A 15,118-nucleotide genomic window follows, 5' to 3' on the forward strand; every position below is an offset into this window, starting at 1 on the left:
CTACAACCCGCGATTGCGCAACCATTGCAGGAAACCCTTCTTGACGGGTACCACCGGCGCGTCCTGAGTCAAGGCCTGCGCGGCGTGCAGGCGGAAATCCAGCAAGGTTTTCATGGCCTCGCTGATGTCGTGCCGCGCATCCAGGCAGGGCTTCAAGTATTCCTTCTCGATGCGGTACAGGGTGCAGAAGGTCTTGGCTGAGAAATCCGCCAGCGCCGCCTGGTCTGACAGAATACCCGCCTCGCCAATCACCTCCGCCGGCCCCATCCGCCCGGCTTCGAACTTGTGTCCACCCTTGGTCAGCATCACCGAGACCACCCCGGATTCGACGATAAACAAATGATCACTGACCTCCCCGGCCGGCAGGATCATCTCGCCGGCACGGTAGGTGTGCAGGGTCATGTTCTGGCTGAAGGTGTCTTTCTCTTCCTGGCGCAAGGTGGAGAAAATCGACGAGCGCTCAAGCAGCGCGCGTGCGGCGGACATCGCCGGCGGCGCGCTGCTTTCAGTGGCCGACAGCAGGCCGACGCCCGCCGCTTGCAGGTGACGGAAGGCCAGGTCGTAAAGCTGGTTGCGCACCTCCCGCTTGAGGGCCATGGCCGGTACAAAGCCGCTGATTTCATACTCGACGCCACCACTGGCCGAGGTCTTGAACGCCACACTCGGCGCCGGCTTGCCCAGCAGCGGCCGACACCCCTGCATCGCCCGCTCCAGCGCCTCGATCACCGTTTGCGGGCGCGCATGGGGGCTGACTTGCAGGCTGACCGAGAGGCCGAACATGTCCGCCGGGCGCGAGAAATTGATGATCTTGGCCTTGGCCGCCAGGGAGTTGGGGATCACCGCCAGGCTGCCCTGGGAGGTTTGCAGACGCGTGGCGCGCCAGTCAATATCGGTCACGCGGCCTTCGGTGCCGTCGATAGAGATCCAGTCATCGATCTGATACGGCTTGGTGGTGTTGAGCACAATCCCGGAAAACACATCGCTCAACGTGCTTTGCAGCGCCAGGCCGACAATGATCGCCACCGCGCCGGAAGTAGCGAGCACGCCCTTGACCGGCAGGTCGAGCACATAGGCCATGGCGGCGATGATCGCGATCAGGAAGATCACGGCGCCAACCAGGTCCTGCAACAGGCGCCCGGTATGCCCGACGCGCTGCATCATCACCGCACCGAGCAACACCGTCAGCGTGCGCGCCGCGAACAGCCACCAGCCGATCTGCAAAGCAGTGGCCGCCAGGTGCAATGCGGTGTTGTCCGCATAGGGTGCCATTTGCATGGGGTTCATGCCGTCGTTGAACAGCACGGCGCTGTACACGGCAAAGATCGCCAACCGCGCCGCGAGCTTCCAGTTGGCGAGGTTGACGGAAATAAGGCGCCACACGGCAATGTCGATAAAGATCAGCGCCAGGGCGCACAACATCGGGTGATCAGCGATAAATGAGGGCATCCAGGCGACTCCAGGGTGAATGCCGTGAAGATCGCATGAATTGGAGATATCGGGTATAGCGCAAAACGAAATGTGGGAGCGGGCTTGCTCGCTCCCACAGGGGATTACCACTAGCTGTCAGATGTGCATCTGGCCGAATTTACCGGATTGAAAGTCCGCAAACGCCTGATGAATCTCCTGCTCGGTATTCATCACGAACGGGCCATGCCCGACGATAGGCTCGTCGATGGGTTCGCCACTGAGCAGCAACACCTTGGCGTCGTCGTTGGCCTCCAGTGTCAGTTGGCGACCATCACGCTCAAACAGCGCCAATTGCCCCTGGCGCGCAACTTCCGCGCCATTGACCAACACCGTACCGCGCAGGATCACCAGGGCTGTATTACGCCCTTCGTGCAGGTCCAAAGTGACGGGCTTGCTGGCGTTGAGGCGCAAGTCCCACACGTCGATAGGCGTAAAGGTGCGGGCCGGGCCTTGGGTGCCAGCAAACTCGCCAGCAATCAGGCGCAGTTGCCCGGCGTCGTTGGCCAACGGCAGTACCGGAATGTCGCCATCGACAATCGTCTGGTAACCGGCGTCGGCCATTTTGTCCTTGGCCGGCAGGTTGACCCACAGTTGCACCATCTCCAGCGCCCCGCCGCTACGGGCAAACGCTTCGGAATGGAACTCTTCGTGAAGAATGCCTTTGGCGGCAGTCATCCATTGCACGTCGCCGGGGCCGATGGTGCCACCGGCGCCGGTGGAATCGCGGTGTTCGACTTCGCCATCGTAGACGATGGTCACGGTCTCAAAGCCGCGATGAGGGTGTTGACCGACGCCGCGACGTTGTTCGGTCGGAGTGAAATCCGCTGGACCGGCGTGGTCCAGCAGCAGGAATGGGCTGATGTGCTTGCCCATGGTGTCGTAGGAAAACAGCGTGCGCACCGGGAAACCGTCGCCGACCCAATGGCCGCGAGGGCTGGTGTAGATGCCGATAAGCTTTTTCATGGTGTACCTCCAAAGTGCATACACCATAAGGCCGCTGGCCGTTGGGCACTAGCCGGCAAAAGCGGCCTGGATCGTCCTACGTATAGGACAATCCCTTGACCTGGCGCTGACGCAGCAAATGAAACGCGACAAAGGCCGTCAGCGCAAAACAGGCCTGGATGATGATCATCGGCGCGGCACTGCCATCGCGCAGTTGGCTCAGCAAGACACCGCTGCAGGTGGCGCCGAACATCTGCGCAAACCCCATCAAGCCTGCCGCCAGACCGGCGCGGTGTGCGTTGGGCATGACGCCACCCGTCACCGACCCTGGCAGCACCAGGCCGCCGCCCAAGGTGACCAGCGCGATCGGAATATCCAGGCCGAGTACCGACAGGCCAAACAGCGCATAAATGACCAGCGCTGACACCCCGCCGATGGCCACCATCGTCACGCCCATCGCCACAATCCTCTGGGGACCCAGGCGCAGGATATTGCGTCGGGTGTAGGTGGAACCGACGATGAGCATCGACACGATCAGGCCAAAATTGATCCCGTACTCAAGAGTGCTGAAGCCCAGCAGGTTGATAAACACCGCCGAAGAACCGGCAATCACCGCAAACATCGCGCCATAGGTGCACGCCAAGGCCACGGCGAACGCACGGTATTGACGGCCCTTGAGCAGATCCAGGTATTGCCCACCGAGGGTGCGCCAGTGGCCGGCCTTGGGATCGAGGTAGTGGTTGCTCTCGCGAAAGAACAGTAAGGCCAGCAGCAACACTACGCTGCCAATCACCAGCGCCAGGACGATCGGCGCGTGCCAGCCGAAGAGTTTGATCAACAGGCCACCGACCATGGGTGCCACCACAATGGCGTAGAGCATGCCGATCATGGTCAAGGCCAGTGCAGGCCCCGCCTCGGCCTTCCATACGTCCCGCACCACCGTGCGCGCCAGTACCAACGCGGCGCAGGCGCCCAGGCCTTGCAGCACGCGGGCGGCGATGAACTGGTGGATATCGTGGACCAACAGCATCGACAAGGTCGCCAGTACGTACAGCACCAGGCCGCCGATCAGCACCGGACGCCGGCCGATACGGTCCGACAGCGGGCCGAACAGCAATTGCCCGAGACCAAAGGCAGCGACAAATGCCGACAGCGCCATCAATGCCGAGCCGGCTGGCGCTGCCAATGCCTGCTCGATGGCGCCAAGACCAGGGATGATCAATTGGGTCGAAACCTCACCCAGTGCCGTCAGGGCCACCAGTAAAAACAGCAGGCTTCGCGAGGGGACCGGGGCATTTGTCATGAGGTGTATCCGGGGGGCTGGATTAATTTATATTTCGACCATAATATGCGTAAAAAATTATGTCCATAATTTTTTGCCCAACGGTTATCCCCGGAGCCCGCCATGCACCCTCTTCCCCTGCGTCTTCTCACGCCCCTGGCCCTATTGATCGTCCTCAATGGTTGCAACAGCAAAGCCGACACCGCCGCCGAAGTCCCTCAACCGCGCCCGGTCCTCGCGGCCAAAGTCGAAGCCGCCGGCACCCAACAGAGCGCCTATACCGGCGTGGTCGCGGCACGTACCGAAAGCGACCTGGGTTTCCGGGTCAGCGGCAAAGTCATCGAACGCAAGGTCGATCCTGGCCAGCACGTGTCCCGTGGCGACACCCTGTTGGTACTGGACATCGGCGACTTCGAACTGGCCCTGCGCTCGGCAAAGAACCGCGTCAACGCCGCCCAGGCACAACTGCGCCAGCGTCGTGACGACGAAAACCGCTACCAGCGCCTGGCCAATACCGGCGCCGTGTCGCGGCAGATCTTCGACCAGTCCGCGACCAACCTGCGCGTCGCCGAAGCCGAGCTGGCCTCGGCGCAATCCGACGCCAGCCAGATCGAAAACCGTCGCACCTACTCCGTGCTCAAAGCCGATGGCGACGGCATCATCACCGACGTGCGTGTGGATCGCGGCCAGGTGGTCGCCGAAGGGCAGATTGTGGCGCGCCTGGCCCACGACGGTGCCCGCGAAGCCATCGTCAACCTGCCGGAAAACCAGCGCGACCAGGCCTCACGGAAAGCCCTGGCCTTCCCCTTCGGCGCGCCTGACCAAGCGGTGAGCGCCACGTTGCGCGAACTCTCTGCCAGCGCCGACCCGACCACCCGCACCTACCGTGCCCGCTACGTGCTGCACGGCGCCGTCGACCGCTTCGCCCTCGGTTCCACCATCACCGTGCGCCTGCAAGGCAACGGCCAGGCCGAGCAAACCCGCGTGCCCATCGGCGCACTGCATGACGCGGGACAAGGCACCGGCGTGTGGCTGATCGGCGCAGATGACAAAGTCAGCTTTGCTCCCGTGAACGTCGCCAGCCTCGGCCAGGAAGACGCGCTGCTCAACAGTGGTGTTGCCCCCGGCCAGGTCATCGTTGCCCTCGGCGCACACCTGCTGCACAGCGGTGACGCCGTGCGCCTGCTGCCCGCGCAAGTACTGGCCCTCAACCGCAAACAGGACAACTGAGCATGCGCGGTATCAACCTCTCCGAACTGGCGGTCAAACATCGCGCGGTCACCCTGTTCCTGATCATCGCGATCCTCGCCGCCGGGATCTTCTCCTTCGGCAAACTGGGACGCGCGGAAGACCCCTCCTTCACCGTCAAAGTGATGACCATCACCGCCGCCTGGCCCGGCGCCACTGCCCAGGAAATGCAGGAACAGGTGGCCGACCGCCTGGAAAAACGCTTGCAGGAACTGGACTACTACGACCGCGTCGAGACCATCGCCCAACCCGGTTTCGTGTCGATGCGCATGACCTACAAGGAGTCCACGCGCCCCAGCGAAATCCAGGACCTGTTCTACCAGACCCGTAAAAAGCTCAGTGATGAAGCCGCGAAGCTGCCCAAGGGGGTGATCGGGCCATTCTTCAACGATGAATATTCCGATGTGTATTTCGCGCTGTACGCTCTGGAAGCCGAACACCTGCCTCATCGGCAACAGGTGCAGATGGCCGAAGACCTGCGCCAGGGTTTGCTCAACCTGCCGGGGGTGAAGAAGGTCAATATCCTTGGCGAACAGGCGCAGCGGGTGTTTGTGGAGTTTTCCTACGAGCGCCTGGCAACCCTGGGCATCAAGCCGGATCAGATTTTTGCTGCATTGGCCGCACAAAACGCCGTGGCGCCGTCGGGTTTCGTCGAGACCGCCGGGGCCCGCGCCTATATCCGTATCGACGGTGCGTTCGACAGCCTGTCGCTGATCGAAAACGTGCCGCTGGAAGTCAATGGCCGCGTGTTGCGCATCGCCGATGTAGCCACCGTCAGCCGAGGCTATGAAGACCCGCCCAGCTACCGCATCCGTCACCAGGGCGACCCCGCGTTGATGCTGGGCGTGATCATGGAGAAACACTGGAACGGCCTGGAACTGGACAAGAGCCTCAAGGCCCAGGAAGCCAGGATCCAGGCCGATTTGCCGCTGGGCGTGAACTTCGCCAAGGTCTCCGACCAGGCGAAGAACATCAGCTTGGCAGTGAATGAGTTCATGCTGAAATTCTTCGTCGCCCTCGCGGTGGTGATGGTGATCAGCCTGTTGGCCCTGGGTTTCCGTGTGGGCCTGGTGGTGGCAGCAGCGGTGCCGCTGACCTTGTCGGTGGTGTTTGTGATCATGCTGCTGACCGGGCGTGAATTCGACCGCATCACCCTCGGCGCGCTGATCATTTCCCTGGGTTTGCTGGTGGATGACGCGATCATCGCCATCGAGATGATGGTGGTGAAGCTCGAGGAAGGTTTCGATCGTATTCACGCCGCCACCTTTGCCTGGAGTTCCACGGCGGCGCCGATGCTGACCGGCACGCTGGTCACCATCATCGGCTTTCTGCCGGTGGGGTTTGCCCGCTCCGGTGCCGGGGAATATGCCGGCAACATCTTCTGGATCGTCGGCTTTGCGCTGATCTCGTCCTGGCTGGTGGCCGTGGTGTTCACGCCGTATCTGGGCGTGAAACTGCTGCCGCAGATCAAGCCGGTGCCTGGCGGCCATGACGCAATCTATGCCGGGCGTTACTACCAGAAGCTGCGGGCATTGGTCGAAGCCTGCGTGCGTGGGCGCTGGCTGGTCACCGCACTGGTGGTGTCGGCGTTTGTGCTGTGCGTGCTGGGCATGGGCGTGGTGAAGAAGCAGTTCTTCCCCAATTCCGACCGCTCCGAGCTGATTCTTGAGGTGTACATGCCGCCCGGCAGCGCCTTCAAAAGCACCGAAGCGGTGGCTGCGCAGTTGGAAAAAGCCCTGCTGCAAGAGCCGCAAACCACAATGGTCGACACCTATGTGGGCGGCGGCGCACCGCGTTTCTTCCTGTCGCTGAACCCCGAACTGCCGGACCCGGCATTTGCCAAGCTGATCGTGCAGACCCCGGACTCCCACGCTCGTGACGCCTTGAAACTGCGCATGCGTGAACGCATTGCCGCCGGTGAGTTTCCTGCGGCGCGGGTGCGCGTGACGCAGTTGCTGTTCGGTCCGCCCGTGCCGTTCCCCGTGGTGTTCCGTGTGTCCGGCCCTGACGTGGACGTGCTGCGCGGGGTCTCCGAAGACGTGCGCAAAGTCGTCGCCGCCAACAAGCTGACCAAGGACGCCTTCCTCGATTGGGGCGAGCGCACCAGCGGCTATCGCCTGGTATTGGATCAAGACCGCCTGCGTTTGCTGGGTTTCACGCCTAACGAGGTCAAGTCCCAGCTCAATGCCTTGCTCAGCGGTAATCCGATCACCGAAGTGCGTGAAGGCAACCGCACCGTCTCCGTCGTCGCCCGTGCCCAGGGCAGCCAACGTGAAGACCTCGGCAACCTCAACAACATGACCCTGACCAACAGCGCCGGCACCTCAGTGCCATTGGCCCAGGTCGGGCATTTCCAGGCGGTGATGGAAGAACCGATCCTCAAGCGCCGCAACCGCGCGACCACCGTGGAAGTGCGCGCCGACATCATCGACGGCGTGCAACCGCCCGACGTGGAAATGGCCGTGTACAAAGACCTGCAACCGCTGATCGCCAAGCTGCCCGCCGGTTACCAGATCGACATCGGCGGCCCGGTGGAAGAAAGCGCCAAGGCCAACGTCGCCCTGGCCGCGCTGTTCCCGATCATGATCCTGCTGACACTTACGGTGATCATGTTCCAGGTACGCTCGTTCGGCGTAATGTTCATGGTCTTCGCCACGGCGCCGCTGGGGTTGATCGGCGCGGTGCCGACCTTGTTGCTGTTCAACCAGCCGTTCGGCTTCAACGCGATCCTGGGCTTGATCGGGATTGGTGGGATCCTGATGCGCAACACGCTGATCTTTACCGACCAGATCCGCCAGAACCAGGAGCATGGCATGGCGATCCGAGAGGCGATCGTCGAAGCCACGGTGCGGCGTGCAAGGCCGGTGATCCTCACGGCACTGGCGGCGGCGCTGGCGTTTATTCCGCTTACGTTGTCGGTGTTCTGGTCGTCCCTCGCCTATGTGCTGATTGGCGGGGTGTTGGTGGGGACGGTGTTGACGCTGCTGTTCCTGCCGGCGTTGTGCAGTCTGGTGCTGGGGCGAACGCGCACAAAAACTGCTGAAACCTCCCACGTAACAGCGAGATAAGCTCTACAGATATCACCTGAAAACCTCTGCAAAGTCCCTCGCCTGATCACACAGTGCGAGGGATTGCAGATGGATTTTCTATTGAGTGCGTTGGCTTTCTGGGCATCAGCCGCAGGGCGTCGGCGCCGGAGGCCCCTGTGGTGAGCGAGCTTGCTCGCGCTGGGCCGCGCAGCGGCCCCAATCCAGGCGATGGGGATTTCAGGCAAATCGGCATCGACTGTTCTAGGTCTGCTACGCAGCCCAGCGCAGGGCAAGCCTGCTCACCACACCTGCTCACAAAAAGGATGTCAATCACCGGAAAATCACCGCTTCGACAACTCCATAATCATCCGACTCAGCAAATAAACCCGCGGCACCACACTCTCCACCTCCGCATATTCCTCCGGCGTATGAATATTCCCGCCAACAATCCCAAACCCATCCAACGTCGGCGTCCCAACCCCAGCCGACAGGCTCGCATCCGCCGCCCCGCCGCTGCCTTCAATGGTCAGCGTCTTACCCAACTCCGCATAAATCCCCTGGGCGATCGCGACCAGTTTGTCCGACTCTGGCGTTTGCGGCATAGGTGGCAACCCACGCTGCAGGCTGGTCTTCACTTCGGTCTCCGGGATGAGCTTGTTCGCCGAGACCCGCGCCAGGTCTTTCTCTATGCGATCAAACTCTTCCGGCAATGCCGCACGCACGTCGGCCTTCGCAGTGGCCTGGTCAGGAATGACGTTGGTACGATCCCCCGCCTTGATCACTGTAAAGTTGATGGTGGTTTTCTTCTCCTCATCCCCTAGCTTGCCCAGTTGCAGGATCTGGTGCGCGGCCTCCATGGCGGCATTACGGCCAAGTTCCGGGGCGACGCCGGCGTGGGCGGCTTTGCCTTTGACTTCGACCACGGCGGTGGCGCTGCCTTTGCGCCACACCACGAGGCCGTCGGCGGGGCGGCCGGGTTCGAGGTTGAGGGTGACGTCGTGGCCCTTGGCGGTTTTGCGGATGAGGTCGGAGGCGGCGTCGGAGCCGGTTTCCTCGCTGGCGTCGAGCAGGAAGGTGATCTGCGCGTAGTCCTTGAAGCCTTGGTCCTTGAGGACTTTGAGCGCATAGATGCCGGCGACGATGCCGCCCTTGTCATCCATCACGCCGGGACCGTAGGCGCGGCCGTCCTTGATATGGAACGGGCGTTCGGCGGCCGAGCCTTCCTTGAACACTGTGTCCATGTGGGCCATCAGCAGGATCTTGGCTTTGCCGGTGCCCTTGAGGGTGGCGACCACGTGGCTGTTGTTGGCCGCTTTGTCCGGCACCAGCTCGATAGAGAAACCCAGCTGTTTCAGCTCATCCACGGCAATGTCGCGCACTTGGGTCAGGCCCGGTTCATAGCCTGAGCCCGAGTCGATATTCACCAGGCGCTCCAGCAGTTTCAGGGCCTCGGCCTTGTACTGTTCGGATTGCGCCTGGATCTGTTTATGGGGTTCGGCGCTGTAGGCCGGCAGGGCGAAGGACAGGGCCAGGGTGGCGGCCAGGAGGGTACGGGGGAAGGTGAAGAGCATGAACCGATCCTTGTTTTTGTTGAAAGGTGCCGCCACACCCTACTCCACTAGATCGATCGCAACCAACTCCCCTGTACCGAGCTGACGCGGTTGCGCCCGCTGCTCTTGGCCTCGTACAACGCCTGGTCGGCATCGTTCAGCCATTGGGTGGAGTCGGCATGGCTCGGTTGATACGGCGCCAGGCCGATGCTCAAGCTGGCGCGCAAGGTCGGGTCCTGGGCGTAGGCCAGGGCGTTGAAACGGTCACGCAGGGCATCCATCACTTCAGTGGCGCGGTTGAGCGGCATGTCGGGCAGGATCACACAGAACTCGTCGCCACCGTAACGCCCGGCCAGGTCAGTGGCACGCAGGTTCTGGCGCAGCACTTTGCTGAGCTGGCGCAGGACGATATCACCGGTGACATGACCATAGGTGTCGTTGATGGTCTTGAAGTGGTCGATGTCGATCAACGCGATGGCGGCGCCGGCAGGACCTCGGCGGCAGCGTTGGAATTCGATTTCCAGATGGTCCTTCCAGGCGCCATGGTTGAGCAGGCCGGACAGGCTGTCGGTGCGGCTCAGGGCCAGCAGTTCGCGCTTGTGCCGCGCCAGTGTCACCGCCTGGCGATAACAGATCCAGCCCAACGCCAGCGGATACAGCATCAGGATTGGCAGGCAAGCATAGAGTTGCCCCTGAGAGGTGACGGCGATGAACGCGGGTGCAAAGATCAGTAACGCGGTGCCGATACCCAGCGCCTGCGCCACCCACCCTGCCAGCATGAAGCGCGGACCGCCGATGGCCACGTTGTTCATCGTCATCATCGACAAGGTCGTCACGCTGGGCAGCGGATTGAAGTGCATGGCGCCCACCCAGAACCCACCGCAAAAGGAATCGAACAACAGGTTGCGCCGCTCGCTGCGCAGAGCGTTGGTGCTGCGCAGCGTCAACTGAAAAGCCACATGCGGCCAGGCAAACGCGTTGATCACCATCCAGGCCCACACCCACCCAGCGGGGTCCAAGGGATACATCCCGAACACCACACAGACAAAACCGAGTGTCAGCCCAAGGGTACGGGATTTGTACAGCCGTGAAGCGAGCGGAAGTCCGGTGCCTTCTGCAGCTGACATGGTGAGGTGAGATCCTGGAGGAATGCCTGGAGTCTAACAGGGCAACGGCAGATCGCCACTACCGCTCATAAGCTCACTTCTCAGTGGGCAAAGCCCCGCGCCAGCATCAGTGCTACGCCCAACAGCAACAGGGCCGTGATCCGCTGCAACACCACCCGGCGCTTGGGGTTTTCCAACACATGCTTGATGCGCTGGCCGAAGTAGCAATACAGGCAGCCGCTGGCGAATTGCAGCAACAGGAATGTCAGCCCGAGGATGGCAATGTCCACCGTCGAACTGTGCTCTCCTGTCCCGGCGAACTGCGGGAATACCGCGCTGAACATGATGAGGGTCTTGGGGTTGGAAAAACCGGTCAGCAAGCCCTTGCCGAACAGGTTGCGCGCCGCTTCCACATGGCCGATCCGTTCGATCACCACGCCGCTGCTGGTCCACTGTTTGTAGGCGAGGTGCAGGACGTACGCCACGCCGACCACCTGGATCACTTGGGTGATCACCGGATAGCCTTTGATCAATTCGGAAAAGCCCACGGCAAAGATCAGGATCGAAATCAGGTACGACACACTGGCGCCGATTTGTGCCGGGATCGAACGGCGCAACCCGTCACGCACACCCAGGCTCAACAGCAGCAGGGTCATGGGGCCGGGGCTGAACGTCATGGTGGCGCAAAACAGCAGGAAATACAGGAACGAGGAAAGGGTTAACGCACTTGTCATGGCCGGGGACCTTGAGGATAGAGCCCGCAGTCTAGGCAGCTGGCATTGCGCAAGGCAGGTAAAGTGATGCCTAATCCGCCCTGACTTTACCGGTAAAATCACCAGCAAAGATAAGGAAATCACGTGTTCGTATCGGCCATCGCCTTTGTAGAAGGCACCCCCAAGGTGCAACAGATCGTCGAGGCGTTCAGCCAGGCCATCGAAAACGGCGAATGGGCGCCCGGCAGCAAATTGCCCTCGGTACGCGAACTGACCGAGACCCTGGGCGTGAGCAAGTTCACCCTCAATGAAGCCCTCGACCGCCTGCGCGGCCGCAACCTGCTCACCTCCAGCCAGGGCCGTGGTTATTTCGTGGCGATGGAGACCGTGCGTCCGCCCGCTGCGAACTGGGTGGACCTGCTGCCTCAAGACCTGCTCAGCGTATTGCGCCGCCCCCTGGCCGCGGCCCACGGCGACCTGCGCCCTGGCGGCGGACACCTGCCGGAATCCTGGCTGGACAGCGAAGCCCTGCGCCAGACCTTGCGCAGCGTGGTGCGGGCGCCGTCACTGCGCATCGCCAGCCTGGGCACACCGGCCGGGTTGCTGCCGTTGCGCCAGGCCCTGCAACAGAAGCTGCATGGCGAGGGCCTGTCGGTGTCGGTGGAACAGATCATCACCACCCCCAACACCGTGCAAGGCCTGGACATGCTGATGCGACTGCTGGCACGTCCCGGCGATACAGTCCTGCTCGATGCACCCTGTTATTTCAACTTCCACGCCAACCTGGCCCTGCACGGGGTCAAGGTGGTGACGATCCCGCGGCGCCCCGACGGTTTTGACTTCACGGCCCTCGAACACCTGCTGGCCGAGCATCGCCCCCGCCTGTACCTGACCACCAGCGTGTTGCACAACCCCACCGGCCACTCCTTCAGCCCCGGCCAGGCGTTCCGCCTACTGCAACTGACCCAGCAGTACCACTGCCATATCGTCGAAGACGACCTCTACGGCGACCTGCACCCCAACCCACCACCGCGCCTGGCCGCCCTCGCCGGCCTGGACCAGGTCACCTACCTGTCGGGCTTTTCCAAGATCCTCAGCGCCAACGCCCGCGTCAGCTTCGTGGTAGCCGCGCCGCAACTGGCGGCCAACCTCACCAACATGAAGCTGATGAGCGGCGGCGTGACGTCCGAACTGTTCGAGCAAATCGTGTACCGCATGCTCAGCGAAGGCAGCTACGCCAAGCACCGCAAGCGCATGGTGCAGCGCTTGATGGAAGCCGGTGGACGCGTGGAGCAATGGCTCAAGCGTTGCGGTTGTGAATTGCCGATGGGTTACGAAGGCGGGATGTTTATCTGGGCGCGCCTGCCGCCTGGGGTCAACGGCGAGCTGTTGGCCCAGGCGGCATTAAAACAAGGCATGGTGCTGGCGCCCGGCGCGCTGTTTGGCTATGACCCGGCGCAGCGTGACTCGATGCGTTTCAACGTGGCCCACAGTGATGAGCCAAAGGTCCAGCGGCTGTTCGAAACGCTGCTGGGCAAGGCTTCGCACGCCCTTTGACTGATGAACATAGCCTGTCGCACCCGCCATTTTGCATCGTCGTGTATCTGCTTATCGCCAGATACACTGCAATACAAAGGGTACAAGGCAAGGGCGTCGCCAATGGCTAGACTGCGCCCCAATGAGTATTTAACGAGGAAGGCAGCATGGATCATGTCGATCACATTCTGATCGTCGATGACGACCGGGAGATCCGCGAACTGGTAGGCAACTACCTGAAGAAAAACGGCATGCGCACCACCGTGGTCGCCGACGGCCGCCAGATGCGCAGCTTCCTCGACACCACTCCCGTGGACCTGATCGTGCTGGACATCATGATGCCCGGTGACGACGGCCTGCAGCTGTGCCGCGAACTGCGGGTGGGCAAGCACAAGGCCACTCCGGTACTGATGCTCACCGCGCGCAACGATGAAACCGACCGCATCATCGGCCTGGAGATGGGCGCCGACGACTACCTGGTCAAACCCTTCGCCGCCCGTGAATTGCTCGCGCGGATCAACGCCGTGTTGCGCCGCACACGGATGCTACCGCCGAACCTGGTGGTCAGCGAAACCGGACGGCTGATCCGCTTCGGCCGCTGGCGCCTGGACACCACCGCCCGCCACCTGCTTGACGAAGACGACACCCTGGTGGCCTTGAGCGGTGCCGAATATCGCTTGCTGCGGGTGTTCCTCGACCACCCCCAACGCGTGCTCAACCGCGACCAGTTGCTCAACCTGACCCAAGGGCGGGATGCCGACCTGTTCGACCGCTCCATCGACCTGCTGGTGAGCCGCCTGCGTCAACGCCTGCTGGATGATGCCCGCGAACCGGCCTACATCAAGACCGTGCGCAGCGAGGGCTACGTGTTTTCGCTGCCGGTGGAAATCCTCGGGGCCGAGCAATGAGCCTAAGGTTTCGCTGGCCGCGCACCCTGGCGTCGCAACTGTCGCTGATCTTCCTGATCAGTCTGCTGTGTGCCCATGGCTTGTCCTTCAGTGCGCAGTTCTACGAGCGCTACATCAGTGCGCGCACTGCCATGCTGGGCAACCTGGAAAACGATGTGTCCACCTCGGTGGCAATCCTCGACCGGCTACCGGCCAACGAACGGTCCAGCTGGTTGCCGCGTCTCGACCGGCAGAACTACCGCTACCTGCTGAACGCCGGCGAGACCGGCGAACCGATGAGCAGCGATGATGTGCCCATGGCCGCCACCTCCATCGCAGACGCGCTGGGCGAACACTACGCGCTGACCTTGCGCGACATTCCCGGCATGCAGAAACACTTCCAGGTGCACCTGACCCTGGCCGATGGCAGCCCGATCACGATCGACGTACGCCCCGCCGCCCTGCCCGTCGCCTACTGGCTTCCTGTGGTGCTGGTGTTACAGCTGGCACTGTTGCTGGGCTGCACCTGGATCGCCGTGCGCCTGGCCATCCGCCCACTGACCCGCCTCGCTCGCGCCGTGGAAACCCTCGATCCCAACGCCCACCCCACGCCGTTGGACGAAAAAGGCCCCACCGAAGTCGCCCACGCGGCGGCCGCGTTCAACGAGATGCAAAAACGCATCGCCGAGTACCTCAAGGAACGCATGCAGATCCTGGCGGCGATTTCCCATGACCTGCAAACCCCGATCACCCGCATGAAACTGCGCGCCGAGTTCATGGAGGATTGCGCCGAACGCGACAAACTCTGGAGTGACCTGGGCGAAATGGAACACCTGGTGCGCGAAGGCGTGGCCTATGCGCGCAGCGTCCACGGCGCGACCGAAACCAGCCACCGGATCAACCTCGACGCCTTCCTCGACAGCCTGGTGTTCGACTACCAGGATATGCACAAACAGGTCAGCCTCACGGGTAAAAGCGCCGTCGTGTTCGACACGCGCCCCCACGCCTTGCGCCGGGTGCTGGTGAATCTGGTGGACAACGCTTTGAAGTTTGCAGGCAGTGCCGAATTGGAAGTGGGCTCGACGGCGGACGGGGAATTGTCGATCAAGGTATTGGATCGTGGCCCGGGGATTTCCGAAGACGAACTGGTTCAGGTGATGCAGCCATTCTACCGCGTCGAAAGTTCACGCAATCGCGGAACCGGCGGCACCGGACTGGGGTTGGCGATTGCACAACAACTGGCCGTGGCGATAGGCGGCTCGCTGACCTTGAGCAATCGGCCGCAAGGTGGGCTGTGTGCCGAGATACGCGTGGGGCTTTAAGCCAAGGCGACCGGTGTTGCCGACGCGTGCGGACGG

The 15,118-nt window shown here is 62.3% G+C and carries 11 protein-coding genes; 5 read left to right on the top strand and 6 right to left on the bottom strand.

From position 1 onward, the window contains the following. The 3 genes from U367_RS0108830 to U367_RS0108840 form a co-directional block, all read right to left on the bottom strand. Complete coding sequence (locus U367_RS0108830; RefSeq protein WP_028616622.1) at positions 1-1,446, bottom strand: mechanosensitive ion channel family protein; 1,446 nt, start codon at positions 1,444-1,446, stop codon at positions 1-3. A 117-nt stretch (positions 1,447-1,563) separates the two neighbouring features. Then, positions 1,564-2,430, bottom strand: a complete 867-nt coding sequence (locus tag U367_RS0108835) for a pirin family protein (protein ID WP_028616623.1) — start codon at positions 2,428-2,430, stop codon at positions 1,564-1,566. Positions 2,431-2,506: 76 nt separating this feature from the next. After that, positions 2,507-3,712, bottom strand: a complete 1,206-nt coding sequence (locus U367_RS0108840; RefSeq protein ID WP_028616624.1) for a multidrug effflux MFS transporter — start codon at positions 3,710-3,712, stop codon at positions 2,507-2,509. A gap of 102 nt (positions 3,713-3,814) precedes the next feature. On the opposite strand from U367_RS0108840, the gene U367_RS0108845 reads away from it, so the two are divergent. Both U367_RS0108845 and U367_RS0108850 read left to right on the top strand, forming a co-directional pair. Next, positions 3,815-4,921 (top strand): efflux RND transporter periplasmic adaptor subunit, encoded by a 1,107-nt coding sequence (locus U367_RS0108845; RefSeq protein ID WP_028616625.1) that lies wholly within the window; start codon positions 3,815-3,817, stop codon positions 4,919-4,921. A gap of 2 nt (positions 4,922-4,923) precedes the next feature. Continuing rightward, entirely contained in the window at positions 4,924-8,007 is a 3,084-nt protein-coding gene (locus U367_RS0108850) for an efflux RND transporter permease subunit (protein ID WP_028616626.1), read from the top strand. 302 nt (positions 8,008-8,309) lie between these two features. On the opposite strand, the gene U367_RS0108855 is transcribed toward U367_RS0108850, so the two are convergent. The 3 genes from U367_RS0108855 to U367_RS0108865 all read right to left on the bottom strand — a co-directional run bounded on the left by U367_RS0108855 (position 8,310) and on the right by U367_RS0108865 (position 11,358). Next, complete coding sequence (locus U367_RS0108855; RefSeq protein ID WP_028616627.1) at positions 8,310-9,539, bottom strand: M20/M25/M40 family metallo-hydrolase; 1,230 nt, start codon at positions 9,537-9,539, stop codon at positions 8,310-8,312. Between the two features lie 47 nt (positions 9,540-9,586). Next, entirely contained in the window at positions 9,587-10,645 is a 1,059-nt protein-coding gene (locus U367_RS0108860; RefSeq protein ID WP_028616628.1) for a diguanylate cyclase, read from the bottom strand. 80 nt (positions 10,646-10,725) lie between these two features. Then, entirely contained in the window at positions 10,726-11,358 is a 633-nt protein-coding gene (locus U367_RS0108865; RefSeq protein WP_028616629.1) for a LysE family translocator, read from the bottom strand. Positions 11,359-11,481: 123 nt separating this feature from the next. Between U367_RS0108865 and U367_RS0108870 the strand changes: the two genes are divergently transcribed. The 3 genes from U367_RS0108870 to U367_RS0108880 all read left to right on the top strand — a co-directional run bounded on the left by U367_RS0108870 (position 11,482) and on the right by U367_RS0108880 (position 15,082). Next, a complete protein-coding gene (locus U367_RS0108870; protein WP_028616630.1) occupies positions 11,482-12,894 on the top strand; it encodes an aminotransferase-like domain-containing protein in 1,413 nt (470 codons plus the stop codon). 146 nt (positions 12,895-13,040) lie between these two features. After that, the gene (locus U367_RS0108875; protein WP_028616631.1) at positions 13,041-13,781 is read left to right on the top strand and encodes a response regulator; all 741 of its coding nucleotides are present in this window, start codon (positions 13,041-13,043) and stop codon (positions 13,779-13,781) included. After that, a complete protein-coding gene (locus U367_RS0108880; protein ID WP_028616632.1) occupies positions 13,778-15,082 on the top strand; it encodes an ATP-binding protein in 1,305 nt (434 codons plus the stop codon). Before U367_RS0108875 ends, U367_RS0108880 begins: the two co-directional genes overlap by 4 nt. Positions 15,083-15,118 lie beyond the last annotated feature (36 nt).

The organism is Pseudomonas canadensis (assembly GCF_000503215.1).
GTDB classification, from domain to species: Bacteria; Pseudomonadota; Gammaproteobacteria; order Pseudomonadales; family Pseudomonadaceae; genus Aquipseudomonas; species Aquipseudomonas canadensis.

Excerpts from the sequence above, each read along its gene's own strand:
- U367_RS0108830 (WP_028616622.1), bottom strand. The coding sequence starts at position 1,446 with ATGCCCTCATTTATCGCTGATCACCCGATGTTGTGCGCCCTGGCGCTG.
- U367_RS0108835 (WP_028616623.1), bottom strand. The coding sequence starts at position 2,430 with ATGAAAAAGCTTATCGGCATCTACACCAGCCCTCGCGGCCATTGGGTC.
- U367_RS0108840 (WP_028616624.1), bottom strand. The coding sequence starts at position 3,712 with ATGACAAATGCCCCGGTCCCCTCGCGAAGCCTGCTGTTTTTACTGGTG.
- U367_RS0108845 (WP_028616625.1), top strand. The coding sequence starts at position 3,815 with ATGCACCCTCTTCCCCTGCGTCTTCTCACGCCCCTGGCCCTATTGATC.
- U367_RS0108850 (WP_028616626.1), top strand. The coding sequence starts at position 4,924 with ATGCGCGGTATCAACCTCTCCGAACTGGCGGTCAAACATCGCGCGGTC.
- U367_RS0108855 (WP_028616627.1), bottom strand. The coding sequence starts at position 9,539 with ATGCTCTTCACCTTCCCCCGTACCCTCCTGGCCGCCACCCTGGCCCTG.
- U367_RS0108860 (WP_028616628.1), bottom strand. The coding sequence starts at position 10,645 with ATGTCAGCTGCAGAAGGCACCGGACTTCCGCTCGCTTCACGGCTGTAC.
- U367_RS0108865 (WP_028616629.1), bottom strand. The coding sequence starts at position 11,358 with ATGACAAGTGCGTTAACCCTTTCCTCGTTCCTGTATTTCCTGCTGTTT.
- U367_RS0108875 (WP_028616631.1), top strand. The coding sequence starts at position 13,041 with ATGGATCATGTCGATCACATTCTGATCGTCGATGACGACCGGGAGATC.
- U367_RS0108880 (WP_028616632.1), top strand. The coding sequence starts at position 13,778 with ATGAGCCTAAGGTTTCGCTGGCCGCGCACCCTGGCGTCGCAACTGTCG.